Raw genomic sequence first — 26,030 nt, 5'->3', positions numbered from 1 at the left:
GGCAAGGGCCGGAAATGAGACTGTTGACCGGGGGGAGAAGGCATGGCAACGGCAGCAACCACGGAGGGCCGCCCGCTCACCGCGGCGGAGCTCTTCTTGCCCAACCTGCGCGGGTGGCGTCAGGTGCTCCTGCAGTGTACCGCGGCCATGGACGACCGGCAGCTCCACTGGGTGCCGCCGGGCGGGGTCAACTCCGCCGCCTGGTGCGTCCGCCATCTGGCCCAGTCCGAGGACTGGTTCGTCAACGCGGTGATCCTTCAGAAGAACATGCAGCCCCGGCGGTCGCGGGAGCTGGCCACCCGGGAGGCCCTCTTCGGCTATCTGCAGGCGGTGTGGGCCCACACCGACGCCCGGATGGCCGAGTGGGACCTGGACTACCTGCTGCAGCCGCGCACCATGCCGCCGGGCTTCCGGGGCACCCCGCCGGAACACCTGACCGTGCTGTGGGTCGTCAACCAGATGATCCAGCATTTCGCCTACCACGCCGGCCAGGTGCGCATGCTGGCCCGGCTCATGGGCGTGGAGCCGGGCGGCCTGGGGTGAGGGTGAGGGGCCGGCCGGGTCACCCCGGCGCGGTCCTGACGGGCCCGGGGCGGTCCTGGCGGGGAGCGCCCGCTACGACAGCGGGGGTGGCGGCCCGGCGCCGGGCAGCCGGCCCTCCCGGCCACCGGGGTCCGGGCCCGGCCTCTGGTCGCCGGTGGCGGGCCCCGGGACGATCACCCGCTGGCTGTGCAGCAGCCTCCACCAGTGGCGGTACAGTTCTTCCGCCCGCGAGCCGTCCATGGGGCGGAAGCGGATGCGGTCGCCCGGCCGCGCCTGGGCCAGCAGCGGCAGGTCCGGGGTGACCACCACTCCCAGCTTGGGGTAGCCCCCCACGGTGGCCCTGCCCGCCAGCAGCACGATGGGCTGCCCGCTGGGCGGTACCTGGATGGCACCCAGGGGCTGGCCTTCGGAGAGGACCTCCCCGGGAGGCCGGGGCACGGGGGGTCCCTCCAGCCGGATGCCCATGCGGTCCGACGCGGCGGTGACCGTATACTCGCTTTCCCAGAACACCTTCCAGGCCTCCGGCGGGAAGAACCCGGCCTGGGGGCCGGGCACCACCCGGGCCACAAAGGCGTCGGGGACGAAGGTCCACCGCACCCGCCGGCCGGCCAGGGTTTCCAGAGGCACCGCCGGCCGGCCCAGAGGAAGGCGGTCGCCCGCCTTAAGGGGCAGGCCGGGCCGTCCGGGCAGCCCGCCCAAGCGCCCCAGGGGATCCGACGAGCGGCTGCCGGCCACCGGTTCCACCGCAATGCCGCCCGCCACGCACAGCATGGCCCGGCACCCCCGGGTACCGCCACGGAAGGCCAGCACGTTACCGCGTTCCACCAGGACCACCTGGCCGGTGGGCAGCGGCCGGCCGTCGAGGGTGGGGCCCAGGTCGGCCCCGGTGAGGGCGATGGCCGCCGGCGCGTGGAACCGGATGGACGGGCCCAGCAGGGTGATTTCGAGAGCCGCCGCGCCGGGCTCGTTGCCCACCAGGCGATTGCCCAGGATCAGGGCGGCCACGTCGGCGGCCCCCTGCACCGGTACGCCCAGGTGCTGCAGGCCGGGCCGTCCCAGGTCCTGGATGGTGGTGTACAGGCCGGGGTTCAGGATCTCCATCATGCGCCGTCGTCCCGTTCCTCGTGCGGGACCTCCCGCGGAACCCACTGGGGCCGGTAGGTGCCGAGGGCCACGGCCCGCTCGATGCGGCGGTATTCTTCGGCGTCCACGGGCACGAACCGGACGAAGTGGCCCGGCCTGAGCAGGGCCGGGGGCGAGGCGGCCGGGTCAAACAGCCGCACCGGCGTGCGGCCGATCAGGTTCCACCCGCCCGGGCTCTCCACGGGGTAGACGCCCGTCTGCGCACCCGCGATGCCCACCGAACCGGCCGGAACCCGTGTCCGGGGCACCGGGCGACGGGGGGTCGCCAGCTTGGGGTCGAGGCCCCCGAGGAAGGGAAAGCCCGGGGTAAAGCCCAGAAAGTAGACGAAATAGTCGCGGCCCGCGTGCAGGCGCACCACCTCGGCGGGGGTCAGGAGGTGCTGCCGGGCCACCTCCTCCAGATCGGGCCCCCACTCGCCGCCGTACACCGTGGGCAGGAGGCAGACGCAGGCCGGCTCGGGGGGAGCTTCGCTGCGGATCTCCAATTGCTCCCGGCAGCGGCGCACCAGCTCTTCGAAGGTGACCGTCAACGGGTCGTAACGGATGTACAGGCTGGCGTAAGCCGGCACCAGGTCCACCACCCCCGGCCAGCGCCCGGACTGCACCGTCCGGGCCAGCCGGTGGACCTGCCGGTTGACGGCGGGGTCGATGACCTGGGCGAAGCTCACGTAGAGGCCGCAATCACCCGCCCGGAGAAAGCGGGGTTCTTCCGCCCGCCCGCCCGCATCCCGGGCGGGCTCCCCGCCGGTTCCTGCGGTCATCCGGTTCCCCCCAACGGCCTGGCAGGCCTCATGGAAATGCGGTTCGGCCGGCAAGGCGTCGTGACGCCCGGACCATGCCCGCTACGCCTGGTGGCCCACGATGGCCCGCAGCGGCCGGATGGCCACGCCCGCCGCCTCCAGGCGCTGGCGGACGGCCCGGGCCAGGCTGACCGAGGCGGGGTTGTCCCCGTGGATGCAGAGGCTCTGCACCGTGAGGGTCACATCCCTGCCGTCGACGGCCCGGACCTTGCCTTCCCGCACCATGCGCAGGGCGCGCGCCGCCACCTCCGCGGGGTCGTGCAGCACGGCCCCGTCCTGGCGGCGGCTGACCAGGCTGCCGTCGGGGTTGTAGCCCCGGTCGGCGAAACCTTCCAGCGCCACCGGCAGCCCCGCCGCGACGGCCGCCCGGGCCAGCTGGCTCCCCGGCGGAGCCAGGACGATGAGCCGGCGGTCGAAGGCCGCGATCCCGGCGACCACCGCCTGGGCCAGCACGGCGTCGCGGGCGGCCTGGTTGTACAGGGCGCCGTGGGGCTTGACGTGCTGCAGTTCCACGCCGAGCGCCCGGCAGAAGGCGTACAGGGCCCCGATCTGGTAGATCACGTCGGTCCGGACTTCGCCGGCCGTGGCATGGATTTCCCGCCGCCCGAAGCCCACCCGGTCGGGGTAGCCCACGTGGGCGCCGATGCCGATCCCCAGTTCCGCAGCCCGTTCCACCGTGCGCTCCATCACCCTCGGGTCGCCGCCGTGGAACCCGCAGGCGATGTTGGCGGAGGTAACCAGGGGCAGGACGGCATCGTCCATGCCGATGGTGTAGGGCCCGAAGCTCTCCCCCAGGTCGCAGTTCAGGTCGATGGCGGCGTTCATGACGTCCACCGTCCTTCGGCGGATCCACCGGCTCGCGCCGGATCCGCCGGCCCTCGGCATCCTGCTGGCCATGGGCGCCGGCGCCGGCGCTCCCGGTGGACCCTTTCGCCCCGGATTGTCACGGTTTCTTCGACGGTCACCGGTTGTCGCTTGAGCCAGGCCAGTATGGCCAGGTCCACGACCAGGTGCGCCAGGGCACAGGTTTCAAGGTAGGGGCCCGTGGCGGTCTCGTCGGCTGCCTCGGTGATGAACTCCACCCCGGTGATCTCCGGATGGCGCTGCATCGCGTAGCGGCCGCCAGGATCGGGGCGCACGGGCCAGCGGTAGCACACGAAGGCCCGAACCATCTCGACCGTGAAGACCTCCGGGAGCCAGTCGGCGGCGTACTTGCGGTAGACCGCCAGCCAGCGGCGGTTCTCGCGGGCGATGACCGGCCAGTCCTCCAGGAACCGGGCGACGAACTCGGCCATTTCGTTTTGCCTGGCGCCCCACCCGTCCCCGTCTTCCGTGGCGAACACCGGCAGGATCCCGTAGATCAGAGCTCGCGGCAGCCAGTAGGAGGTGAACTTGCGACCTCCGCCGTGGGCGCCGAAGGGCTGAACCCACTCGTGGGACGGTACCCCGTGCTCATCCACCACGACGTCGGGCAACCACCGCGACCACAGGTCGGGGAACACCCGGGTCTCGGGTGCTCGCGGCCTGTCGCCGAAGTACTCCGCCGCGTACTCCTGTCCCAAGGCATTGTACCTGGCGCTATGCAGGCTCCAACGCGGGTTTTCCTGGCTCAACCGGCGGTGGAGCGCGGCGCCGTCGGTGTTCTCCAGGGGCATCATGACGCAGTTGACCCCGGCCGTGGCATCCAGGTGCCGCTCCACCAGCGCCAGCAATGCATTGGTACTCGACACCTCGTTCGCATGGTGCCGGGCCTTGAACAGTACGGTGGGGCGGAAGAGGGTGGCCTTTGCCGGGACCACCAGGACATCCGGGTCCCGCGGATCCGCCCCCTGCCCGGGCACCGGCGCAGGGATCCCGCCGCGCCCCGGGCCGACCGTAAACACGTGGTACAAGGGTCGCCCCTCGAAGGAATGTCCCGCCACGGACCAGCGAACGGAACGATTTGCACCCCCGGCCAACCACTGCCCCAGGGATTCGTCGTCGAAGAGGGTCCGTTGCCAGGACACAGCCGCCTCCCCGCCGGCGGGAGCCGAGTCCTGGGCCACGCGTGCCCCGATGGCGCGGGCTGCCCGCTGGACGGCTTCGTCGTAGTCCATTTCCGTCGCGTCCGTCGGGGCGGTGCCGCCGGCACGAGCCAGCGTCGCCCGCGCCCGCCCTGCGGCGTCGACGGTCACGCCGTAGACGTTCACGCGGGGCCGGCCCCCATCGGATGAGGCGGCTTCCAGAAGCCGGGCCCCGATGCCCACACCGGTGAGGCGAACCTTAGCCATGGTGCCCTTGCCGGGCCGGGCCTGGACGCGGGGCACCACTTTGCCCGGTGCCGTGAAGGGTGTTCCCGCCAGCTTCCTGCCCCACTCCTCGAAGAAATCCAGGGTGTTGAAATAGACATCCTCGTGCAATCCCTCGGCCAGGCTCAGGGATTCCTGCCGGACACCCAAGGGCTCGTCGGGCCGGGTATCCAGCTGGACGTCGACCTCCAGGGTCAGGAAAAAGGGCTGCTGATGGGCCCCCAGGTCCCCTCCCAGCGCCTCCTCCAGGTGCCGGGCCACGAGAGGAAGGGCCTCAGCCTGGTAGCGGTCCCAGAACAACTCGGCTCCCGTGGGCAGGAGCTCCTCAAAGACCGGCTGCCGCCCTCCTTCGCTGCCGCCATCGCCCCGCTCCACACGGCAAAGACCTGTCTCCACGTAGACGTGACCCAGGTGGGGGTTCACGTCCTGGTACGGCCGCCGGCGGGCTGCCACCCGGAACTCGCCTCGCCAGACCGCCTGGCCATCCCCATCGGCGACGGTGACGCGGTACGTGGGCCCGGACCCGCCGGAGGGCGCCATGGCCTGGAAGACAATCCGCTCCACGGGCAGGCCCGTGCGAGCCGACAGCAGTTCGTCCACGGGGTAAAGGGGCTGCAACCACCGAATGGGGAGGTCCAGATGCGGGGCACCGGCATCCGACTCCCCGCCCGCCCGTACCTGGCCCTCCTGGCCCACCCCGCTGCGGGCCTCGGGCTCGACGCGGGCAAACTCGATGATGACGGTGTGGGCCCCTGCATGCTGCGCCACGACCGGCGGCACCACTTGCAGCAGCCAGAACAGCCCCTGGCGGAACGCGGGCAAGCCGCGCACGTGCACCCGGTCCGGCGCGAAGCCAAGTTGGGTCAGGGAGCGATGGACCTCCACGGCCACTTCCTGCAGCGTATCGTCGGGCTGGTCGAGACGGAGGTCCACCCACACCTCGTCATCGGGCCGGCAGCGCGCCCGTATCGCCGGCAAGGCACGCTCGTACCACACCCTCCGGAACCGCTCTCCCTCAGGCGGGATGGCCGCCTCGAACAGAAGGCGGGGTCGCTGCCTGGCTGCGACCTCCCGCCGGTGGCGGGCGGCTTCCCGCTCAAGGGCGACCACCGGGCTGTCAAGGGCAGGCCGCCGCGATCCCGCCGGCCGCAGGACCTCACTGGCGTGAACGGTTGCGAGCCATTGGAGGGCGCGCCCGCGGCCGGCGGCATCGCCCGTGATCCGAAGCACCGCCCCGCCCGCCCGCCGGTAAAGCCGGATGTGGCCCCGGCCGCCGGGTTCCCCACCACCATCCGGCGCCGGCGAGGCTGCCAGTTTGACGAGGAAGGGCCGGCCAAGCGACCCGGCAGCCGTCAGGGGAAAGGACATGCCCGTACTCTCGAGACCGAGCCGGAAGGCGAACATGATGAGGCCGGCCAGCTCTTCCGGATCCCAGGTCCCCGTGGCAGCATCGGGCTCGATGTGCACCGCCACCCGGTCGGGCTGCAGGCCGTCGCTGCTGCCCAGAAAGCCTCGCGGCGTCCAGAGGTCGGCGAGGGGCATGGCGGCCTCCTCAAGATCCAGGCCCTCCTCGCGGATGTCCCGGGAGTTGCCATCGCCCCGCGGTTGCCACGGCGCCCACTGGATACCCCGCAGGGCCACCTCGGCCCGGCGCCCCGAGGCATCGAGACGTACAGCGGCCTGCCCTGGCCCCGCGTCCCCCTTCCGGCCACGACCACGGTCCGCACTGCGGCCAGCAGCCAGGTCCCGGGAACGGTCCGGGCTGCCGGCACCGCCGCACCCCGGCTCGCCGGCCGGGGCCAGGGACTCGGTCCCCACGGCAGCCAGCCAGGCCGCCAGCTTCCACAGCTCGCGAGGGCTGGCCGCAGACAAGCGCAGGCCGTACTCGGCACCGGCCAGTTGAGGGACCACCTCGACCCGCCCGTAGCCGGCGTCCGGCCCGGCCCGGCCGGACCGCCCGCTGGGGCCGCCTGCCGCGCCCGTCCCGGCCAGCAGGACGACGGGCACCGCCCCGGCGGACGGGTGCTGGCCCGGCCGGACCACGAGGCGTTCCGGATCGCCGGCCTCGCACTCGTATCCCAGGCGCGCAGCCAGTTCGACCATGGCCAGCCCGGTCCATACGTCGTCCTCCCCGCTCAGGAGGAACTGGACCCTGGGCATCCTGGCTCCTGTACCTTCGCTCCGGCCGGGGGCCAGCAACCCGCCCGGCGCAAAGAGCTCCTCAAGCTTCAACGCAGATCCCTCCGTCGGAGTCCCGCGGCGGCACAGCCGTCCCCACCGGCTCCGGGCGGCAGTCGTCCACTCCCGGCCGCCCGGACACCGGCCGCCCGCGGCGGGCCCCGGCTAGGCGTCCAGCTTCGGATCCAGGACGTCCCGGAGCCAGTCGCCCAGCAGGTTGAATCCGAGCACGGTGAGCATGATGGCCAGCCCCGGGAAGGTGGCGAACCACCACGCCGTGGTCACGTACTCCCGGGCGGAGGCCAGCATACCGCCCCAGGACGGCGTCGAGGGGTCGACCCCCAGCCCCAGGAAGGTCAGGCCGGCCTCCAGCAGGATGTTGTTGGCGATGTTCAGCGTGGCGAGCACGACGACGGAGTTCACCACGTTCGGCAGGATGTGGCGCCGGAGGATCATCCACGGCGGGGTCCCGATGCAGCGCGCGGCCTCCACGAACCCCATCTGCTTGACCACCATCACCTCGCCCCGCACCACCCGGGCATACTGGCCCCACTGGGCGATGGCCATCAGGACGATGACCTTCCATAACCCGGGACCCAGCACGGCCATGACGGTAATGGCCAGCAGGATGAAGGGGAAGGACAGCTGCACGTCGACGAACCGCATGAGCAGGTCGTCGAGGCGGCCGCCGGCATACCCGGCCACCAGGCCGAGCAAGACGCCCACCAGCACGGACAGTCCGACCGAACAGATGCCCACCAGCAGGGAGATCCGGGCCCCGTAGATGATGCGGCTCAAGAGGTCCCGCCCGACGGTGTCCGTCCCCAGCAGGAAAGGCGACGGCTCGTCCGCCGCCCACGCGGGGGGCAGCAGCCGGTTCCCCAGCTCGCCCACCTCGGGGTCGAAGGGCGCCAGGTAAGGTGCCGCCAGGGCCGCCACCACGGCCACGGTGACCAGGAAGGCGCCCAGCATCGGCATGGGGCGGACGAAGGAACGATACCAGCGTCGCTCCCGCCTCGCCGGCACCGCGACGGGGGCCGCTGCCTGCCCTTGGGCGACGCTCACGAGGAGGCACCCCCTTCGACCTTCACCCGCGGGTCAAGCAGGCCGTAGCTGAGGTCGACCAGCAGGTTGGTAAGCACCGTCACGGCGGCCAGCACCGTGACGACACCCTGCACCACGGGGTAGTCGCGGTAGCCCACGGCGTCCAGGGCCAGCTGCCCCAGGCCGGGCCAGGCGAACACCTTTTCCAGGATCACCGTGCCGCCCAGCAACGCCCCGAACTGGAGCCCGACGAAGGTGACGGTGGGGATCAGGGCGTTACGCAAGCCGTGGGCGACCACCACCCGCCATTCCGGGACGCCCTTGGCCCGCGCCGTCTCGATGTAGGGCTGGCCCAGGACCTCCAGCATGCTGGAGCGCACCAGGCGAACCAGGGTGGCCGACAGGATGATGCCCAGGGTGACCGCGGGCAGCACCAGGGACCGCCAGCCGTCAAAGCCTGATGGCGGGAACCACCCCAGGCGCACGGCAAAGATCAGCATAAACATGATGGCGAGCCAGAAGTTGGGAAAGGACAACCCGAACAGGCTGAGCAGGCGGCTGAACGAGTCGACCCACTGGCCGTGCCGGAGGGCAGCGGCCACCCCCAACGGGAACGAGATCAGGATGGCGACTGCCATGGCAGAGACCGCCAGCATCACCGTGGCCGGCAACCGCTCTACGATCATCGCCCAGACCGGCTGCCCTGTCCGGAAGGATGTGCCCATGTCGCCCTGCACCGCTCCGACGACGAAATCCGTGTATTGCTGCCAGAAGGGGCGATCGATGCCGAGGGCGGCACGCATCTGGGCCAACTGGTCGGGGGTTGGTGCGGAGCCGCCCTGGAACATGGCCACAGTGGGGTCGCCCGAGAGCCGTACCGCGTAAGCGACAAACAGGGTGGTCAGGAACAGGACCACGACTGCCCCCGTCAGGCGCCGGAGCACGTAACGCCACATGAGGACTCCTCTCCCCTCCGGCAGGGCGGGAGGGCCCGGCCTGGCCGGCCCCTCCCGCTCCGCGCCCCTCTGCCACGTGGCTCGGCCACCGTCGGCGCATCACTGGTCCGAGGCGATGGACGTTTCGAAGAACCAGTAGCGGGTATCGGGCGGCGGTACGAAGTCCTGAACCCGCCGGTTCACCGCCCACACGGTTACGTCCTGATACAGCGGAACCGTCGGCACCAGTTCGTACAGGCGGCGGTCCAGCTGCTTGAAGATCTCCAATCGCTTGTCCTGGTCGTACGTGGAGCGCTCCGCCTCCAACAGGCGTTGCACTTCCTCGTCGTAGAAGGTGGGGTTCCAGAACTGGCCCTTTCCGTAGAGCAGGTACGCCGTATTGTCGAAGTCGAGGGTCCAGCCGCCCCAGCCCTCCTGATAGAGGTGGCCGGCCTGGGCATTGGGGATGATGTCGTTGTAGTAAGTGTTGGTCTCGTAGGTCTTCAGCTCCACCTCGAGGCCCACGTTTTTCAGGTACGACTGGACCGCCTGGGCGATCTCTCCGAAGACGGTCGCGGTCCCGATATAGCTGAGGGTGAGTTTCGTACCCGGCTGCACACCCGCTTCCTGGAGCAGCTTCTTGGCGGCCTCCGGATCATACGGATACGGCTCCAGGGACGGATCGTTGCCGAAGGAAAGGCTGCTCTGGAACGTGGAGATGCGCTTCCCGTAGCCATTCAGGATCGTGTCGATGATGGCCTGGGCGTCAATGGCCTGGGCGATGGCCCTTCGCACCCGTACGTCGTCGACCGGGTCCTTGGAGACGTCAAAGCGCAACCCGTACACGGTGGGACTGTCCGCGGTGACGATTTCCAGGAAGGCCGAGTTCTTCACATTGTCCACCTGGCTGGGGCTGATGACGGCAATGTCCACCCGGCCCGTGGTCAGTTCGGCGATCCGCGTGGCTTCCTCCGGGATGAACCGGTAGGTGATCTTCTCGATCTTCGGCTGCCCGCGCCAGTAGTCGGCGAAACGCTCGAGGGTGATGTGGTCGTCCTGCTTGTATTCGACCACCTTGTACGGGCCGGTACCCACCGGGTGCTTGTCGAAGTACTCGTCGCCGTGTTCCTTGAGGTACCGGGGCGGAACAATGACGGCACCGTACCCGGCCAGCTTGGTCAGGATGACCGGGTCCTTGGTCTTCATATGGAAGTTGACCGTGTAGTCGTCGACCTTCTCGACCCGGTCGATGCTGGCGTAGTTGCCCTGCTGCGGCCCCTTGGCACCTTCCTCCCCGAGGAGGCGCTCGAAGGTGAACACCACCGCGTCCGCGTTGAAGGGCTCTCCGTTGTGGAAGGTAACGCCCTGCCGCAGCTTAAACTGCAACGTGTCCTCGTCGATCCACTTCCACTCGGTCGCCAGGCCGGGCTGCAGCTTCAGATCGGGCCCCCGGAACACCAGCCCTTCGAAGACGTTGTTCATCACGGAAGCCCAGGCAACGAAGAACGTATCGATGGGGTCCCAATTGCCCGGGTCCTGGGCTTGCGCCACGACCAGGTGGTTACCGCGCTCGCTGGCCGGGTTCGGCCCTTGCGCGGCCGGTGTCTCGCTGCCGGCGGTCCCGCCGCCGCTTCCCGACCCGCACGCCGAGAGCAGAAGGGCGGCAACCAGCATCAATCCGACGGCGATGCGGAGGGCCGAACGGCGCGTCGAAGCCTGCTGCATCACTTGGTCCAAACCCCCTTGGGCCGAAAATGGCATCCCGGCAGTGTCGTCAACTGCACCGCGGTGGCACGTCGTACCCGGCCGCCCTGCAATGCCGCATCCTCCCGGCGGGACGTAGGACCGCCGGCGCTAGGCGACGGGCGGCGCCGCAGTCACCCCCCTCCCGGCGACCTCACCCTCGCCGGCCAGATGACAGGCCACCCAGTGCCCGGGGCCAACCTCCCGCCACTCGGGCACCTCGGTCCGGCAACGATCCACCGCCAGCGGGCAGCGGGTGTGGAACCTGCACCCGGCCGGCGGGCGAGCCGGACTCGGCACTTCACCGCGCAAGACGATCCGCTCGCGCCGCGCCGCAGCCTCGGGGTCGGGAACGGGTACCGCGGAGATGAGGGCCCGGGTGTACGGGTGAAGCGGCCGCTCGAACAGCTCGTCCGCCCGTGCCAGTTCCACCAGGCGGCCCAGGTACATCACACCGATGCGATCGCTGATGTTCTGTACCACGGCCAGGTCGTGGGCGATGAAGATATAGGTCAGCCCGAAGCGGTCCTGCAGGTCCTGCAGAAGGTTGAGGATCTGGGCCTGCACCGAGACGTCCAAAGCAGACACGGGCTCGTCGCACACCACCAGGCGCGGCTTGAGGGCCAGCGCCCGGGCAATGACGATTCGCTGGCGCTGGCCACCCGAGAACTCGTGGGGATACCGGCGGGCATGTTCAGGCCGCAGCCCGACAGCCTCCAGCAGCTCTTCCACCTGCCGTTCCATCTGGCGCCCCCGGGCGACCCCGTGGACCAGCAGCGGCTCGCCGACGATCTCCCGCACCGTGAGACGGGGATTGAGGGAGGAATAGGGATCCTGAAAGACCATCTGCAGGTCCCGCCGCAACCTTCGCAGCTGGGAACCACCGGCGGCTACCACGTCCTGGCCGTCGAAGCGGATGGTGCCCGACGACGGGGTCAGAAGGCGCACAATGAGCCGCGCCAGGGTGGACTTGCCGCACCCCGACTCCCCCACCAGTCCCACGGTCTCCCCTGGATAGACATGGAAGCTGACGCCGTCGACGGCCTTGACCGGCGGGCGGCGGCGGCCCGTGGGGAAATACTTCTTGACGTCCCGGACCTCGAGAATCGGCCGCACCATGCCGTCGCTGACGCCACCCATCATGCCACCCCCGAACCGGTGGTCTGCCCTGCCCACCAGCAAGCGACACGGTGCGTTGCCGACCGCGGTTCGAGGGGCGGAGGCTCCAGGCGGCACCGCTCGTCCGCCAGCGGGCAGCGCGGGTGAAAGCGGCAGCCGCCCGGCAAGGCGGCCGGATCGGGCACGGTGCCGGGAATCGGCTGCAGCCGCCCTTTGCCCTGGCCGAGCCGCGGCACGGAGTGCAACAACCCCATGGTGTAGGGATGGGCCGGGCGCCGGAATATCTCGGCCACGGTGCCTTCCTCGACCACCCTGCCGGCGTACATCACCACCACCCGCTGGGCCACCTCGGCCACGACGCCCAGGTCGTGGGTAATCATGAGGACGGCCATGCCGAACTCGGCCTGCAACTGGCGGATGAGTTCCAGAATCTGCGCCTGTACGGTGACGTCCAGGGCCGTGGTGGGTTCGTCCGCGATCAACAGCTGGGGACGGCACGCGAGGGCCATGGCGATCATCACCCGCTGGCGCATGCCCCCCGACAGCTGGTGAGGGTATTCGTGAACTCTGCGCTCCGGGTCGGCAATCTGGACCTTGCGCAGCAGGTCGATGGCTTCGGCCAGGGCACGGGAGCCCGTCAGGCCCCGATGGAGCCGTAAGGCCTCAACGATCTGGCGGCCCACGGTGTACACGGGGTTAAGGGACGTCATGGGCTCTTGGAACACCATGGCGATGGCGTTGCCCCGGATCCGGCGCATTTCCGCCTCGCCCAAGGACAGCAGGTCGCGTCCCTTGAAGACGATCCGGCCACCGGTGATGCGGCCCGGGGGCCGGATCAGCCGCAGGATGGACCGGGCAGTGACCGACTTGCCGCAGCCCGACTCGCCTACCAGCGCGACCGTTTCCCCGGCGCCCACGTGAAAGCTCACACCGTCGACCGCCGTGACGGCTTGCCCTCCCCTGGTGAACTGAACCTGGAGGTCACGGACTTCCAGAAGCGGCTCCACTGGCGTGGCTCCCCCCTTCCTGCCCTGCCCGTGGCGAGGGTGAATGGCCCACTGAATGCCGGCCGGCCACCGGCTCCACGTAGGGCCACGGGCCCCGGTAACCGAGGCGGCGAGACAGGTCTTCCGCCGCCGCCAGGAGCTCGTCCTTGAGCCCGGCGGCGGTGGCCGGATCACGGTAGCGCTCCTCGAAACCTGCCAGGCTCAGGGAGCCTATCACTCCCTGACCGTCGACGACCGGTGCCGCCATCTCTGCCGTGTGCTCGACCAGCTCCCCGAAGCTCACGGCATACCCTGTCCGCCGGATCTCCACCAGCCGGGCCAGGAGGTCCCTGGGGTCCGTCGGCGTGTGCGGTGTGTAGGCCACCAGCGGGCCTGCCAGGATCCGGCGGATGACCTGCTCCGGTTGCCACGCCAGCAAGAGCCGCGTCGACGCGCCGGCGTAGAGGGGAGCACGGCGGCCCCACGCGACATACAGGTGGATGGGCGCCCGCGGCGGAACCACATGGGCGTAGATGGCGGAATCCCCGCTGGCGACAACGAACTGGACCGATTCCCCGCACCGGTCTCGCAACCTCTCCATCGCGGCACGGATGATCCCGTCGGGATCCAGCGACCGGGCCGCCAGCCTCCCCAGCTCCAGCAGCCGCAGACCGGGTGCATAGCGGGCACCCCGCCCGCCTTCCACTCTCCGCTTGGTCAGCAGGCCCGCGGCCACCATCTGCTCCAGCAAGCGGTACGCCGTCGCCCTGGGCATCCCCGTCGCCCGGGCCGCCTCCGCGGCGCTGATGGAGAGCCGGGACTCGTCGAAGAGGTCCAGCAAGTTGATCGCCTTGCCGACAGTCCCGCCTTGCCCGTCCCGCGGCATCGTCATCCCCCGGAAACACTTGGTCCACATATTGAAACAAACGTTCATTATTTGAGTTTGGCGGACAAGATTCGGCACCCGGCGTCAAATCCCTGCTGCCGGCGATGGGTTTGCGCACGCGGACGATCGACTTGCGCACTCGTTGGTTGTTGAAGTCCGGCGGCTTTTGAGGGATCCACAGGAGAGGAAAGCAACGAAGGCCGGCCACCGCGCTTGCGGCTGCCGGCCTTCATGCACTCGCAGGCGAGACGTCAGACCGCGATGGCACCGGCCCGGAAATCACTGACCCCCATCTTCACGTTGACCAGGGCCGGCCTGCCCGAGGCCAGGGCCCGCTCGATGGCCGGGCGGACCTCCTCCGGCCGCTCGACCCACTCGCCGTGGCCGCCCAGGGCCGCCACCACCTGGTCGTAGCGGGCATAGCTGAGTTGGGTGGCGACGGCGCGGTCGGTGCCGAAAAGCTGGACCTGGAGCCTCCGGATCTGGGTCCAGGCGGCGTCGTTGCCCACCACCGCCACGAAGGGAAGATCCAGGCGCACGGCCGCCTCGTACTCCAGCAGGTCGAGGCCTGCGGCCCCGTCCCCCAGCAGCACCACCACCGGGTCGTCCGGGCGGAGCACCCGGGCGGCCAGGGCGAAGCCCATCCCGACGCCCAGGGTGCCCAGGGGCCCGGGGTCGAGCCAGCCGGCCGGATACCGGCGGGGCCGCACGATCTTGGCCGCGGTACCGATGAAATCACCGCCGTCGCCGATGACGGTGGCGCCCGGCGGGAGGGCGGCATCGATTTCGGCGCACAGCCGCAGGGGGTCGACGGGCACCGCGTGGCTGGTCAGGCCCGCCTGCATCCGGGCCGCCCGCCGGCCTTCCTCCTCCCGCAGGCGGTCGAGCCACTGGCGGCGCTCGGCGGGTTCGTCCGGGCGGAGCCCTGCCTCAAGCAGCTGGTCCAATACGGTGGCCGTGTCGCCGGCCAGGCCCGCTTCCACGTCCCGGTTGCGGCCCAGCTCGCCGGGGTCCAGGTCGATCTGGACGATCCGGGCTTCCCGCCGGATGGCCTGGCCGTAGTCCAGGCGGAAATCCAGGGGCGTCCCCGCCACCAGGACCACGTCGGCCTCCGCCAGCGCCTGCTTGCGGCACAACTGGAAGAAGAAGGGGTCGCCCGCCGCCAGCACGCCGCGGGCCATCCCGTTGGTGAACACCGGCACCTGGGCCGCCTCGGCGAAGCGGCTTACCGCCTGGGGATCCGGGGACCAGTGCACCTGGCTGCCCACCAGGGCCACGGGGCGGCGGGCCCGGCGCAGGACGGCGGCGGCCCGCTCCACCTCCCGGGGGTCGGCGGGCAGGGCGGAACGGCCGGGCACGGGGGCCGGAAAGCGGACGCCCTCCAGATCGACCTGGGCGAAGACCACGTCCAGCGGAATCTCCACGTACACCGGCCCGGGCACCCCGTGCAGGCTGCGCCGGAAGGCCAGATTGAGGATCTCCGGCAGCCGCTTGGGGTCCTGGACCTGCACCGCCCATTTCGTGATGGGCCGCACCACGCCCAGGTGGTCCATCTCCTGCAGGCTCCCCCGGCCGGCGTGCTCCAGGGGCCCCTGCCCGCCCAGGATCACCACCGGCGACTGGGCGCGGTGGGCGTTGGCGATGGCGGTGACGGCGTTCATCACCCCCGGCCCCGCCGTCACGGCCGCCACGCCGGGCCGCCGGGTGATGCGGGCATAGGCGTCGGCGGCATAGACGGCCGCCTGCTCGTGGCGTACGTCGACCACCCGGATCCCCTCGTCCAGGCAGCCGTCATAGATCGGCATGATGTGCCCGCCGCAGAGGGTGAAGAGCGCCCTCACCCCTTCCCGGGCCAGGGCCTGGGCGATCACGCGCCCCGCATGCACATGGGCCACGGCGACTCCCCCTGGATTCTGGCGTTGACTGCTGCCGGGCGGTGTTTCCCCGGCCCGCGCCACCGGCGCCGCCTGCAGGAGGCGCCGCCGGGCTCACGAGCCGCCGGCCTGACCCCCGGCGGGCTCCCCGGCCGCCGCCAGGCGGGCCCGTTCTTCCTCCACCAGCACCCGCCGCAGGACCTTGCCGACGGCCGTCTTGGGCAGCTCGCCGCGGAACTCGACCAGCTTCGGCACCTTGTAGGCCGCCAGCCGGCCGCGGCAGAAGGCCACGATCTCGTCGGCGGTGACGGAGGCGCCGGGCTTCAGCACGATGTACGCCTTCACCGTCTCGCCCCGGTAGGGATCGGGCACGCCCGCCACGCAACACTCGGCGACCGCGGGGTGCTCGTAGAGCACCTCCTCGACCTCCCGCGGGTACACGTTGTACCCCGAGGCGATGATCATGTCCTTCTTGCGGTCGACGATGTAGAAGTAGCCGTCTTCGTCCATGGTGGCGATGTCGCCGGTGTAGAGCCACCCGTCCCGCAACGTCTCCGCCGTCTCTTCGGGCCGGTTCCAGTATCCCTTCATCACCTGCGGGCCGCGGATGCGCAGCTCGCCCGCCTCGCCCGGTCCCAGCACCCGGGTCCCCGTCTCCACGTCGACGATCTCCGCGTCGGTGTCGGGGTAGGGAATGCCGATGCTGCCCGCCTTGCGCAGGCCATGGACGGGGTTGCAGTGGGTGACGGGCGAGGCCTCCGACAGCCCGTAACCCTCCAGCACCTGGGCCCCGAAACGGCGCTCGAAGGCATTCATGACCTCGACGGGCATGGCCGCGCCGCCGGAGTTGCAGAACTCGATGGCGCCCACCCCGTATTCCTCGGCCTTGGGGTAGTTGTTGACCGCCACGTACATCGTGGGCACGCCGGGGAAGAAGTTGGGCCGGGTCGCCCGGATGATCTCCATGACCTCGGGCAGCTCGAAACGGGGCACCAGGATCAGCTCATATCCGGACGCCAGGCCGTAGTTCATGCACACGGTCATGCCGTAGGAGTGGAAGAGGGGCAGGATGGTCAGGATGCGGCCCTCCCCCGGCTTCTTCCGCTCCTCGGCAGGGAACCAGTGCCGGACCTGGACCACGTTGGCCACCAGGTTGAAGTGGGTCAGCATGGCGCCCTTCGAGCGGCCCGTGGTGCCGCCGGTGTACTGGAGCACCGCCACGTCGTCCCGGGGGCTTACGTCCACCGCCGGCGGCTCGCCGCCCGCCCCCGCCAGCAGTTCCTCGAAGGACCGGGCTTCGGGCCCCGGCCGGACATTGCCCAGCAGGCGCACCACCAGGATGTGTTCCAGCTCCAGGTCGGGCAGGGCCGCCTGGACCGCCGGATAGAGGGCGTCGCCCACGATCAGGACCTTGCTGCCGCTGTCCGTGACCAGGTAGGCCAGCTCGCGGGGCGTGTAGAGCGGGTTGACCTGGGCCACGATGGCCCCCAGCCGCAGCGTGGCGTAATAGCTGATGACGTACTGGGGGCAGTTGGGCAGCATGATGGCCACGCGGTCGCCCTTTTGCACCCCCAGGGAGGCCAGGGCCGCGGCGCAACGATTGACCCGCTCCCAGAGTTCGGCGTAGGTCATGCGGACCATGTAATACCGCAGGGCCGGTAAGTCCGGATGTTCCCGGACCGTCCGGGCCAGCAGCTCGTGAAGTGGTATTTCCGGATAGTCCAGGTGGGCCGGCACGTTGGCCGGGTAGTGCTTGAGCCACACCTTTTCCGCCATACTGAGGCCCCCTCCCGCACGAATGGCTCCGCAACCGCCACCTCGTTTACGGAATTCGCGGCTTGGGAGCAGAAACCTGCCCGCCTTTCATGCCCTCCCCTTCCCGGACCGCGGCGAGCTTGCGCGGCCGGGCGGCTCCCCTCCGGTCAGGGGCCCGCCCGCGGCGGCGCCGGTCTGGGCGCCGGGACCGGGCTCGTCCCGGCGGGGCCGGAGGATGGCCAGCGGCGCCTGCTGGTCCGTGTTGCCCCAGGGGTTGGAGCACATCACGGCCCGCACGGCGTCCCGGTCGACGCCCGGGCTCGCCCCCACCACCTCCGCCTTGCCCAGGTCGTTGGCATCGATGATGCAGGCGCCGATCCCGGGTCCCAGGGCCCGGGCCAGGCGGGCGGCCACCCCGTCGGGGTCCGCCGGCGGCAGGACGATGTGCTTGTCGAAGGGCGGCAGGGTGCCCATCACGTCGTCGATCACCCGGGCGTAGTAGCCGGCGATGCGGTAGAAGTCGCCGCTGCGGCACAGCAGGAGCCGGCTCAGCCCGCCCACCAGGAAGGCCAGGGCGATCCGGAGGCGGCCCGTGTGCTCGATCACCGCCTGCAGCGAGTAGGGCGAGGAGCAACTTCCCTCCTGGTCGATGAACCGCGAGACCAGCCGGGCCAGGGTCCCCGGCCGGAGATCTTCCGGACGGAGCAGGCGCCCCTGGGTGATGGACACGATCTTGGTCGAAACGGCCACCACGTCCCCCGGCCGCAGCCGGTCGCGGGTATACCGCGTCACCACCTCCTCCAGGTCGTGGCGGGGGGTGATGATCTCCGTCCGGATCACCTCGACGTCAAAGCGGGACGAACCGGCCGCCCCGGCGGCCCGGCGGCCGCCCGCCCTTCCCCTCACCGCGGCCATGGCGATCCCCTCCTCCCGGCCGCCGCAGCCCGGCCGGGCGCCACTCCGGGGCGGGCCGCGGCATCCTCCCGAGGCCATGCCGGCGGCGGGACCGGGGACCGGGCGGGCGGCACCGGGGCGGGAGCGCGGCGGGCGACCACCGTCAGGGTGGGCCGCGGCCGTCCCCGCCGGTCGCCGGGCGAGATGGCAGGCGAGGCGGCCCGTCCGGCTCCACCGGCTGGGGCAGGCGGCCGCCCGCCGGGGACCGAACCCCAGGTCGCCGGCGGCTCTTCGGCCGCCCGGAACGGCTGCGGTGCCTTCGCCACCCCGGCCCCCGCAAGGGGCAGGTGGACGTCGGTGAGATACCAGCGCAAGGGAGTCCGCCCGATCACCCCGTGGCGGACCACCAGGTCCAGCCGTTCCAGCCGGGCCAGGCGGTCCAGGACCTCCTCGGGCCCGTAGGCCGTCAGCTCGATCTCCAGGGGGACCTCCTGTCCCGGCTTGAGCAAGGTGGCGCTCCAGTACCCGGTCTCCTGCACCCCGGGCCAGAAGAAGGCGACGGACCAGCGGGCCGGAGCGGCCCATCGCCCGGGGAACTCGGGCCGCACCAGGATCTCGTAGAGCATCCCCTTCTGCCGGCCCCGGTTGACCACCGGCAGGCGGAAGCGGACTTGCCAGCGGCCCGCGTCGCGGTGGGTGTCAAGGATCGTCACGCCGCGGGCGTCGACCCGCACGTCGGCGTCGCCCTGGCGGCGGATGTAGAGGGCCAGGGCCGCCGGACCGGCGGCCAGGCCGGCCAGGGTCCATGCCAGCCAGCGCAAGGTCGTTCCTCCCCTGCACCGCGCTCGGGCCGGGACACCGGGGGAACCTGTTGGGACATTCGCCCGGCGCGGCGCATCCGCACCATATGCAGGGGCCGGGCCGGCCGTCACGAGGGGTGCAGGCCGGGACCGGGGGCCTGCCGGCCACCGTCCGGGGGCGGGCCTGTGGCGGGCAGGGGCGGGTCGGCTCTGGTCGGTGGGCCACCGCGCCCGCAGCGCGCAGGCCGCCGGCCCGGACGGGCCGGCTGGCGGCGCCGGGTCAGCGGTCGCGCAAATCCGGGGCCGGTTCCGGCCCCGGCTCGCCACGGTGGTGGCGGATCACGCCGCGCACGATGGCCTCGGCCAGGGCCCGTCGCCGGGAGGGGTCGTGCAGGATGGCGCGGTCGTGGGGGCTGTCCACGAAGCCGAGTTCGACCAGCACGCCGGGCATGCGGGTCAGGCGCAGCACGCGGTAACGGCCCGTCTGGATCTCCCGGTAGTTGGCGGGGTCGACCTTCTTGAGCTCGTCCTGGACCAGCAGGGCAAGGCGGCGGCTCTCCTCCCGCCCTGGGAAGTAGAAGGTCTGGGCACCGAAGCAGGTGGGATCCGGGAACCAGTTGACGTGGATGCTGAGGAAGTAGTCCGCTCCGTTGGCATTGGCGATCTCGATCCGCGGATCAAGGTCCAGGTCTTCGTCGGTGGTCCGGGTGAGCAGCACGCGGGCGCCCTGCTGCCGCAAGAGGTCGCGCAGCAGGAAGGAGAACTCCAGGTTGATCTCGCTTTCGATGGTGTTCGACGGCAGGTGGCAGGCGCCCCGGTCGATGCCGCCGTGACCGGGGTCGACCACGATCAGGGTGCCGGCCAGCGGGCTCTCTCCGGGCGAGGCGGCCACTCCGGCCACCCGTCCCAGGGCCAGGAGGAGCAGGCCGGCCAGGATGGCCACAGGGAGCCAGGGCAGGGGACGGAGCCCGTCCCGTCCCGGCCCGCTCGAGCCGGGACGGCCCTTGGCTCTCCACCGCCCGGTGGAGGGGCGGTCCCCTGCCGGGCGCCCTGCGGGTCCATGTCCCCGGGCGGGGGCTTGGGATGCCTCCCCCTGGGCCCCGGCGGCCGCAAGGGCCCGCCGCAGCCAGAGGCCCCACCCCCGGGCGCCACCCGCCAGTCCGCCCCGGGGCCAGGGGGCCGAACCGGCCGCCGGGCCGGCCCTTTGCCGCGCCGGCGGGTCTCCGGCCCAAGGCGCCTCCCTGAAGGCCACCGGGGCCGGGGATTCGGGGCATCCCCGGCCGGCCGCCGCACCCTGTCCCCCCTCCCCGCCCGGAAGCCGGGACGACAGGGCACCGGCTGCTCGCCGGCCCGGCGGCACGGGGTTCCTGGACGCGTGCCGGCGCTCCACCAGCCTGCTCCCCCCGGTAGGGAGCCCGCCCGGGGCGGGGCAGGCCGGACCATGAGCAATGCGGTCCCGCCCGCCCCCGTCACCCGGCCCGCCCGTCGCCCCGTGGCACCGCCCGTGCCGGTGCCGCCCGGTGGCGGCCACAAATCCGGGCGCCAACGACAGCGGGTGGCGGCGGGCTGCCGGTCACGCCGGCCGGGGCGGCGCTTGCCGGCGGCCGGCCCGGCCGGGAAGCGCTAGCCTCCGTACCAGAGGACACACCCGGCGAAGACGCAGCCACACCGCTCGACCACGTGCTCGACGGAACGCACCAGGATCTCCCTGGGGCGGCCCCCGCGAATGGTGAAGCTCTCCTCCACCATGCGGCGGATGGTCGCTTCCACCTCGCTGGCACTGGCATATGCCGTGTGCTCCATGATCATGCCGAACCGGCCGGGTTCGTCCCGTCCCACGGCGACGGCCGCCGCGATCCGGGTACCGGGCTCGGCGGACACCAGCCGGCCGTAGGCGATGGGAACCAGGGCGCCCGGGGGGAGGACCAGTTCGGCCAGCGGTTGGGCATGGGGCGGCAGAATGCTTGAGACCTTGATCAGGTTGACGTTGGCCACCCCGGCGTCGAGCAGCGCCGCATCGAAGGCGGTCAGGGGGGTCTCGCCCTCCGCCCGGCCCGTGACCAGGGCAAACCGGTTGGGAACCGGCAACATGCCAAACACCTCCCGGCCGTGGCGCCGGCCCCGGGACGGCCCCCGGGTCGCCGGGAGCTCGCCGGGCGAGCGGCCCAGCAGGATGGCCGGCGGGCACGAGGGACCGCCGGCAGCAGCCCGCGGCACCCGGCGGTCCCCGGCCTGCGGCCGCCCCGCCGCCCGCCCCGGCAGTTACCCCCTGGCCTGCTCCGGCCCGGCACCTCCTTTTGGCCTTTGACCCTCCCCGGGACCGGCGCGATTCACGCCCATGGTATGGCGCCGGCGGGCCGGGGGTGCCGGTCCCTGCCCGGCCGCAGGCTCGGCCCCGGCCGGTATCCCGGCCGGCATCCCCGCCCCGGTATCCACTCCCCTATCCACAAAAAGGGGCTTGTCATCCCCAGATCCGGGGCAGGTTATCCCCATCCGGGCGGCCGATATCCCCAGGAATCGACAGTTGCCCACAGCTTGTCAACAAGGAGCGACAGCAGGGCGCAAGAATGGACAGGGCGGTAGCGGCCTGCACGCCGGGCTGGAGGCGCCCAGGGGGAGGGCGGGCGGCCTCCGGCCCGGTTCTGCAGCGAGCGGGCGGTGTTCCTCGCCCGTGGGAGGTGCTTCCCGTGGCTGCTCCTCGACCCGCCGGGTCGCGGCCGCGACACCTGCAGCCGGCGCTTGCGCACCAGGCGGAGATCGAAGCCATGCGCCGGGAACTCTACCGCCTGGCCCGGCGGCGGGGCTACGCCGACCCTCAGGTGGTCGAACTCAGCCGCCGCCTGGACGATCTGATCGTCGGCTGGCACCGGCGCTTTGGCAGGGGCCGGCCCCGGCCCGCTGCGGGCCCGCTGCCCTAGCCCGGCGGGTCCGCTGCCCTCGCCGTCCCGCGCCCCGCCGCACCCCCCGGTTCCCCCGCCGTGGTAGAATCGGGACATGAGCGACGCCCAGAACATGCCAGAGCTGCCGGCCGGCATCGACTGGAACGCCTTCCGGCTGGTGGCGGTCGACCTGGACGGCACGGCTGCCGGTCCGGACGGGCGGGTGAGCCCCGAAGGGCTGCAAGCCCTGCAGGCCGCCGAGCAGGCCGGTCTTCACCCCGTGATCGTGACGGGCCGGGCGCTGCCCGCCGCCATGGGCGTGTGGCTGCGGGCCGGGCTGACCCGGCCGGTGATCGCCTGCGGCGGGGCCGTCATCGCCTGGCCTAGTGCCGGCCGGCCGCTGTGGGAGCGCCCGCTGGCACCCCAGGTGGTCGACCGGGCCCTGGAGCTGGCCCGCCAGCTCGATCTGATCCCCTTCCTGTACGGCGCCGGAGCCATCGTGACCGGTCGCCGCCACCCCTGGCGGGACCGGCTGGCCCATCTCAACGAGATCCCCATTCCCGTCATCGCGGAGGATCCGGCGGCCGCGGCGGGCTTGGCCGCCTGGGAGCGGGGCCGGGTCTTCAAGGTGGTGCTGGCCGGCGAGCCCCAGGCTGCGGATGCCGCTCGCCCGGCGGTGGAACGCGGGCTGGAGGGACTTCCCGCCGCCGTCGTGGCCACGCTGCCCGGGCTGCTGGAGATCATCCGGCCCGACGCCACCAAGGAAGCGGCCCTGGCCGAACTCTGCCGCCTGCTGGGCACCGTGCGGGAACAGGTCATCGCCATCGGGGACGGCGAGAACGACCTGGGTATGATCCGCTGGGCGGGGCTGGGCGTGGCGGTCGCCAACGCCCGGCCCGAGGTGCGGGCGGCCGCCCGCCTGGTCATCAGCCACCACGCCGAGGAAGGGGTCGCCCGCTTCCTGCGCGCCGTGGTGGCGGCCCGGCGCCGCCAGGCCTGACCCGGGCGCCGGCCGGTATGCCCCGGCCGGTGTTCCCTTGCGCAAGTTCGAAGGAGGTGGCGCGGGTGCAAGCCGGTACCCGCCCGGCCCGCCCCGGCCGCGACTGGCGCCACGAGTCGCCGGACCTGCGGCAGGCGGCGGTGCGCGTCGCCCTGGGATACGAGCCGCCCGACGTGTGGTTCCGCGGGGGGACGATCCTGAACGTCTACACGGGCCGCTGGGAGCCGGCGGAGGTTTGGGTCGCGGGGCCGCGCATCGCCTACACGGGCCCCGACGAGCCCAAACCGGGGCCCGACACCCGCGTCGTCGACTGCCGGGGCCTCTACCTGGTACCGGGATACCTGGAGATCCACGCCCACCCCTTCCAGCTGTACTCGCCGCGGGCGCTGGGCGCGGCCATAGCGCCCCGCGGCACCACCACCCTGGTCAGCGACACCCTCCTGCTGGGTCAGATCATGGGCCCGCGCCTGGCCGAAGCCCTGGATGCCGGCCTGCTGGCGCCCGTACGGGACCTGTGGGGCCTGCGGGTCGCCCCCCAGACCATGACCCCCGGGCGGGCGGGGCCGGCCCCGGCCGCCGCGGCGGGCCCGGAGGGTGAGCCGGAGTCCCTGCCGCAGGACCAGCGCCCCACGGAGGACGGCTCCCCCGCGGGGGCCGCCGACTTCACCGCCGCCTACGGCATGACCGTGGAGCAGGGGATCGCTCTGCTGCATCATCCCCGGGTGGTGGAGATCTTCGAATGGACCAACTGGGCGGGTACCCTCCGGCGAGGGGAACCGCTGCCTGCCCTGCTGGCCGCGGGCCTGGAGCGCGGGCTGCCCGTGGACGGCCACGCTCCCGGCGCCTCGGCCCGAACCCTGGCCGCCCTGGCCGCCGCCGGGGTCGGGGACTGCCACGAGAGCATCCGGCCGGAGGAAGTCCTGGAGCGGGTGCGGGCGGGTCTCTTCGCCGTCCTGCGCCACAGTTCCTTACGCCCCGACCTGCCGGAACTGGTGGCCGCCGCCCGCGAGGCCTTCGACCGCGGCTACGGCCACCGCCTGGCCCTGACCACCGACGGCCCCACCCCGCAGATGGTGGAGGAAGGGTTCCTCGACCTGGCGCTGCGGGTGGCCATGGAAGGGGGCCTGCCGCCGGAAGCGGCGTACCGGATGGTGACCGTCAACCCCGCCATGTACCTGGGCCTTGACCGGTACCTGGGCGCCATCGCCCCCGGGCGGCTGGCCGACATCAACCTGCTGTCCGAACCGGGTAACCCCGTCCCCGTGGAGGTGTGGATCGACGGACGGCAGGTGGCGCGGCAGGGGCGCCTGCTGGACGAACCGGCCCCCCTGGACTGGGCGGCGCTGGGGCTGGGCCCGCGGCGGCTACCGGCCGGCGAAGACCTGGCCCGCCGCATCATCCTGCGCCCTGTGACCAAGGCTCCCTCCCGGCCGCCGGGTACCGGGGCCACCGGGCCAAGCGGGCCCGCGACCCCCGGGCGACCTGCCGGGCCCGGGCGGAGCGTGGTGCCGGGTGCCGGGACCGGGGACCCCTCAGGCCGGGTCGCCCTGCCCGTGATCCGGCTGCTCAACGCGGTGATCGGCCGGCTGGAGTGGCGGGACGTGGAGCTGAACCCGCATGGGGTGCCCGTGCTGCCGCCCGGCGAGGACCTGCTCTACGCGGTGCTGTTCCACCCCGGCGCCGGAGCCCCGGCAGGCGGTACCGTGACCCGGGCATTGCTGGCGGGGTTCGGCGCGGGGATCCAAGGGCTCGCCACCACCTACACCATGTCGGGCGGGCTCCTGGTGCTGGGGCGGGATCCCGAGGCCATGGCCCGGGCCGCGGGGAGCGTGGCCGGCGGGGGCATGGCGCTGGTGGAGGGTGAGCGGATCCTGTTCCACCTGCCGCTTCCCATCGGCGGCTTTCTTTCGGACCTGGACGTGCCCCGGCTGGCCCGGCGCTGCCGGGAGCTGGCGGCCCTGTTGCGGGAGCGGGGCCATCCCTTCCACGACCCCATCTACTCCCTGCTGTTCCTCACCGCCGACCACCTGCCGGGCCCGCGGCTGACGCCCGCGGGCCTGTGGGACGTCAAGGGGCACCGGCTGCTGGTTCCGGCCGAACCGGCGGGCGATCTCATGCCTCCGCACCGGCCCGAAGCCGGATGGCAGCGGTGACGGCCCGCTGGCAAGGCGTGTCGACTCCGTAGCGCTGGCCGTAGCGGACCACGGCGCCGCACAGGGCGTCCACTTCCACCGGCCGGCGGGCGGCCAGGTCCCGCTGGAGGGATGAGGTCATGGCGGGATCCATGCCCAGGGTGGTGGCCATCACCTGCTCGAAGGCGTCGGGCGGCAGTTCGACCCCGGCCGCCCGGGCCACGGCCACGGCCTCCTGCACCATGCGCTCGTACACCGCCCGGCCGTCGGGATCGCCCAGCACGGCTCCCAGGGGCCGGTTGGCCGCCGCCGTCATGCCGCCCATGGCCGAGATGAAGATCAGCTTCATCCACATGTCGGCCAGGATGCGGTCGGAGACCCGGTGGGGGATCCCGGCGGCGGCGAAGGCGGCGGCGATGCGCTCCACCCGGGGCGTGACCCGGCCGTCCAGCTCGCCGAAGGTGATGTCGCGGCGGGCGCTGGTCTGCCGGATCTTGCCGGGCTCGACCAGGGCCGTCTCGATGTGGCAGAGGCCTCCCAGCACCCGCGGGCGCCCGAACCGGCCGGCCAGGACCTCCAGGTGGTCGATCCCGTTCATCAGGGGCAGGATGGCCGTCTCGCTGCCCACCAGGGTGGCCATCTCGTCCAGCACCCCGGGCAGGCTGTAGGTCTTGACGGTGACCAGCACCAGATCGGCCCCCTGGCCGGGCGGCAGGGCCAGTTCCTCGGCCAGCCGCAGGCCCCGGTCGGTGGCCACGGGCCGGAGGCTGAAGCGCCCGTGCACGCTCTCGATGTGCAGGCCACTGCGCCGCATGACCCGCAGGTGCCGCCCGCGGGCCAAGAACCCCACCCGTGCCCCGTGCAGGGCGGTACCGGGCTCGGCCCACTGGGCGGCCCGGGCCAGGAGGGCGCCGAAATAGCCTCCCACGCCCCCGGCTCCGATCACGGCAATCCGCATGGTGTTCACCCCCGTTCACGTCGGTCGTGGCCCACCGGTGCCAGCCCGCCCGGGGCGGCGGCACGGCCCCTGG

The 26,030-nt window shown here is 72.1% G+C and carries 21 protein-coding genes; 4 read left to right on the top strand and 17 right to left on the bottom strand.

The genetic code is table 11. The features are described from left to right. Positions 1–42 precede the first annotated feature (42 nt). Entirely contained in the window at positions 43–543 is a 501-nt protein-coding gene (locus THESUDRAFT_RS05805) for a DinB family protein (RefSeq protein WP_006903818.1), read from the top strand. Positions 544–615: 72 nt separating this feature from the next. Here the strand turns inward: THESUDRAFT_RS05805 and THESUDRAFT_RS05800 are convergent, their stop codons facing one another. From THESUDRAFT_RS05800 to THESUDRAFT_RS05725, 16 genes are all read right to left on the bottom strand, one after another. Next, entirely contained in the window at positions 616–1,647 is a 1,032-nt protein-coding gene (locus THESUDRAFT_RS05800; RefSeq protein WP_006903817.1) for a 5-oxoprolinase subunit C family protein, read from the bottom strand. Continuing rightward, positions 1,644–2,447, bottom strand: coding sequence for a 5-oxoprolinase subunit PxpB (pxpB, locus tag THESUDRAFT_RS05795; protein WP_006903816.1), 804 nt, complete (start codon positions 2,445–2,447; stop codon positions 1,644–1,646). The genes THESUDRAFT_RS05800 and pxpB overlap by 4 nt, the downstream gene beginning before the upstream one ends. An 81-nt stretch (positions 2,448–2,528) precedes the next feature. Beyond that, positions 2,529–3,311: a LamB/YcsF family protein gene (locus tag THESUDRAFT_RS05790; RefSeq protein ID WP_006903815.1), complete on the bottom strand. Its 783-nt coding sequence runs from the start codon at positions 3,309–3,311 to the stop codon at positions 2,529–2,531. Next, a complete protein-coding gene (locus THESUDRAFT_RS05785; protein WP_006903814.1) occupies positions 3,308–7,006 on the bottom strand; it encodes a M14 family metallopeptidase in 3,699 nt (1,232 codons plus the stop codon). Before THESUDRAFT_RS05785 ends, THESUDRAFT_RS05790 begins: the two co-directional genes overlap by 4 nt. Before the next feature lie 111 nt (positions 7,007–7,117). Beyond that, the gene (locus THESUDRAFT_RS05780) at positions 7,118–8,017 is read right to left on the bottom strand and encodes an ABC transporter permease (protein WP_006903813.1); all 900 of its coding nucleotides are present in this window, start codon (positions 8,015–8,017) and stop codon (positions 7,118–7,120) included. Further along, entirely contained in the window at positions 8,014–8,952 is a 939-nt protein-coding gene (gene nikB, locus THESUDRAFT_RS05775; protein ID WP_006903812.1) for a nickel ABC transporter permease, read from the bottom strand. Before nikB ends, THESUDRAFT_RS05780 begins: the two co-directional genes overlap by 4 nt. A 99-nt stretch (positions 8,953–9,051) precedes the next feature. Beyond that, entirely contained in the window at positions 9,052–10,656 is a 1,605-nt protein-coding gene (locus tag THESUDRAFT_RS05770; RefSeq protein ID WP_040826322.1) for an ABC transporter substrate-binding protein, read from the bottom strand. 129 nt (positions 10,657–10,785) lie between these two features. Then, positions 10,786–11,817 (bottom strand): ABC transporter ATP-binding protein, encoded by a 1,032-nt coding sequence (locus THESUDRAFT_RS05765; RefSeq protein WP_006903810.1) that lies wholly within the window; start codon positions 11,815–11,817, stop codon positions 10,786–10,788. Further along, on the bottom strand, positions 11,814–12,800 hold the full coding sequence (locus THESUDRAFT_RS05760) for an ABC transporter ATP-binding protein (RefSeq protein WP_006903809.1): 987 nt from the start codon (positions 12,798–12,800) through the stop codon (positions 11,814–11,816). The genes THESUDRAFT_RS05765 and THESUDRAFT_RS05760 overlap by 4 nt, the downstream gene beginning before the upstream one ends. Beyond that, positions 12,775–13,671 carry an IclR family transcriptional regulator gene (locus tag THESUDRAFT_RS05755; protein WP_242823255.1) on the bottom strand — a complete coding sequence of 299 codons (897 nt, stop codon included), beginning with the start codon at positions 13,669–13,671 and terminating at the stop codon, positions 12,775–12,777. The genes THESUDRAFT_RS05760 and THESUDRAFT_RS05755 overlap by 26 nt, the downstream gene beginning before the upstream one ends. Before the next feature lie 245 nt (positions 13,672–13,916). Beyond that, complete coding sequence (locus tag THESUDRAFT_RS05750; protein ID WP_006903807.1) at positions 13,917–15,560, bottom strand: thiamine pyrophosphate-binding protein; 1,644 nt, start codon at positions 15,558–15,560, stop codon at positions 13,917–13,919. A gap of 93 nt (positions 15,561–15,653) precedes the next feature. Further along, positions 15,654–17,315, bottom strand: coding sequence for a long-chain-fatty-acid--CoA ligase (locus THESUDRAFT_RS05745; RefSeq protein WP_006903806.1), 1,662 nt, complete (start codon positions 17,313–17,315; stop codon positions 15,654–15,656). A gap of 87 nt (positions 17,316–17,402) precedes the next feature. Beyond that, entirely contained in the window at positions 17,403–18,209 is an 807-nt protein-coding gene (locus THESUDRAFT_RS05740; RefSeq protein ID WP_006903805.1) for a coenzyme F420-0:L-glutamate ligase, read from the bottom strand. Then, entirely contained in the window at positions 18,197–19,009 is an 813-nt protein-coding gene (locus THESUDRAFT_RS13880) for a hypothetical protein (protein WP_006903804.1), read from the bottom strand. The genes THESUDRAFT_RS05740 and THESUDRAFT_RS13880 overlap by 13 nt, the downstream gene beginning before the upstream one ends. 259 nt (positions 19,010–19,268) lie before the next feature. Next, on the bottom strand, positions 19,269–19,931 hold the full coding sequence (locus THESUDRAFT_RS13355) for an N-acetylmuramoyl-L-alanine amidase family protein (protein ID WP_242823254.1): 663 nt from the start codon (positions 19,929–19,931) through the stop codon (positions 19,269–19,271). Positions 19,932–20,611: 680 nt separating this feature from the next. Continuing rightward, positions 20,612–21,079, bottom strand: a complete 468-nt coding sequence (locus tag THESUDRAFT_RS05725) for a pyruvoyl-dependent arginine decarboxylase (RefSeq protein ID WP_006903802.1) — start codon at positions 21,077–21,079, stop codon at positions 20,612–20,614. Positions 21,080–21,675: 596 nt separating this feature from the next. Here THESUDRAFT_RS05725 and THESUDRAFT_RS05720 point away from each other — a divergent pair. The 3 genes from THESUDRAFT_RS05720 to THESUDRAFT_RS12225 all read left to right on the top strand — a co-directional run bounded on the left by THESUDRAFT_RS05720 (position 21,676) and on the right by THESUDRAFT_RS12225 (position 25,020). After that, the gene (locus THESUDRAFT_RS05720) at positions 21,676–21,906 is read left to right on the top strand and encodes an aspartyl-phosphate phosphatase Spo0E family protein (RefSeq protein WP_040826317.1); all 231 of its coding nucleotides are present in this window, start codon (positions 21,676–21,678) and stop codon (positions 21,904–21,906) included. 76 nt (positions 21,907–21,982) lie between these two features. Further along, positions 21,983–22,867, top strand: coding sequence for a Cof-type HAD-IIB family hydrolase (locus THESUDRAFT_RS05715; RefSeq protein WP_006903800.1), 885 nt, complete (start codon positions 21,983–21,985; stop codon positions 22,865–22,867). Between the two features lie 65 nt (positions 22,868–22,932). Then, positions 22,933–25,020: an adenine deaminase C-terminal domain-containing protein gene (locus tag THESUDRAFT_RS12225; protein ID WP_006903799.1), complete on the top strand. Its 2,088-nt coding sequence runs from the start codon at positions 22,933–22,935 to the stop codon at positions 25,018–25,020. Here the strand turns inward: THESUDRAFT_RS12225 and THESUDRAFT_RS05705 are convergent. Then, positions 24,980–25,957 carry a ketopantoate reductase family protein gene (locus tag THESUDRAFT_RS05705; RefSeq protein WP_006903798.1) on the bottom strand — a complete coding sequence of 326 codons (978 nt, stop codon included), beginning with the start codon at positions 25,955–25,957 and terminating at the stop codon, positions 24,980–24,982. The genes THESUDRAFT_RS12225 and THESUDRAFT_RS05705 overlap by 41 nt on opposite strands. Between the last annotated feature and the right edge of the window lie 73 nt (positions 25,958–26,030).

Origin of the sequence: Thermaerobacter subterraneus DSM 13965 (assembly GCF_000183545.2) — a bacterium.
Classification (GTDB): domain Bacteria; phylum Bacillota; class Sulfobacillia; order Thermaerobacterales; family Thermaerobacteraceae; genus Thermaerobacter; species Thermaerobacter subterraneus.
Note: the sequence above shows the minus strand (reverse complement) of the source record. Positions and strands in the feature narration are given on the sequence as shown.

What these genes read in the sequence shown, in the direction of transcription:
- THESUDRAFT_RS05805 (WP_006903818.1), top strand. Translation starts at nt 43, where the DNA reads ATGGCAACGGCAGCAACCACGGAGGGCCGCCCGCTCACCGCGGCGGAG.
- THESUDRAFT_RS05800 (WP_006903817.1), bottom strand. Translation starts at nt 1,647, where the DNA reads ATGATGGAGATCCTGAACCCCGGCCTGTACACCACCATCCAGGACCTG.
- pxpB (WP_006903816.1), bottom strand. Translation starts at nt 2,447, where the DNA reads ATGACCGCAGGAACCGGCGGGGAGCCCGCCCGGGATGCGGGCGGGCGG.
- THESUDRAFT_RS05790 (WP_006903815.1), bottom strand. Translation starts at nt 3,311, where the DNA reads ATGAACGCCGCCATCGACCTGAACTGCGACCTGGGGGAGAGCTTCGGG.
- nikB (WP_006903812.1), bottom strand. Translation starts at nt 8,952, where the DNA reads ATGTGGCGTTACGTGCTCCGGCGCCTGACGGGGGCAGTCGTGGTCCTG.
- THESUDRAFT_RS05770 (WP_040826322.1), bottom strand. Translation starts at nt 10,656, where the DNA reads ATGCAGCAGGCTTCGACGCGCCGTTCGGCCCTCCGCATCGCCGTCGGA.
- THESUDRAFT_RS05765 (WP_006903810.1), bottom strand. Translation starts at nt 11,817, where the DNA reads ATGATGGGTGGCGTCAGCGACGGCATGGTGCGGCCGATTCTCGAGGTC.
- THESUDRAFT_RS05755 (WP_242823255.1), bottom strand. Translation starts at nt 13,671, where the DNA reads ATGACGATGCCGCGGGACGGGCAAGGCGGGACTGTCGGCAAGGCGATC.
- THESUDRAFT_RS05745 (WP_006903806.1), bottom strand. Translation starts at nt 17,315, where the DNA reads ATGGCGGAAAAGGTGTGGCTCAAGCACTACCCGGCCAACGTGCCGGCC.
- THESUDRAFT_RS05740 (WP_006903805.1), bottom strand. Translation starts at nt 18,209, where the DNA reads ATGGCCGCGGTGAGGGGAAGGGCGGGCGGCCGCCGGGCCGCCGGGGCG.
- THESUDRAFT_RS05725 (WP_006903802.1), bottom strand. Translation starts at nt 21,079, where the DNA reads ATGTTGCCGGTTCCCAACCGGTTTGCCCTGGTCACGGGCCGGGCGGAG.
- THESUDRAFT_RS05715 (WP_006903800.1), top strand. Translation starts at nt 21,983, where the DNA reads ATGAGCGACGCCCAGAACATGCCAGAGCTGCCGGCCGGCATCGACTGG.
- THESUDRAFT_RS05705 (WP_006903798.1), bottom strand. Translation starts at nt 25,957, where the DNA reads ATGCGGATTGCCGTGATCGGAGCCGGGGGCGTGGGAGGCTATTTCGGC.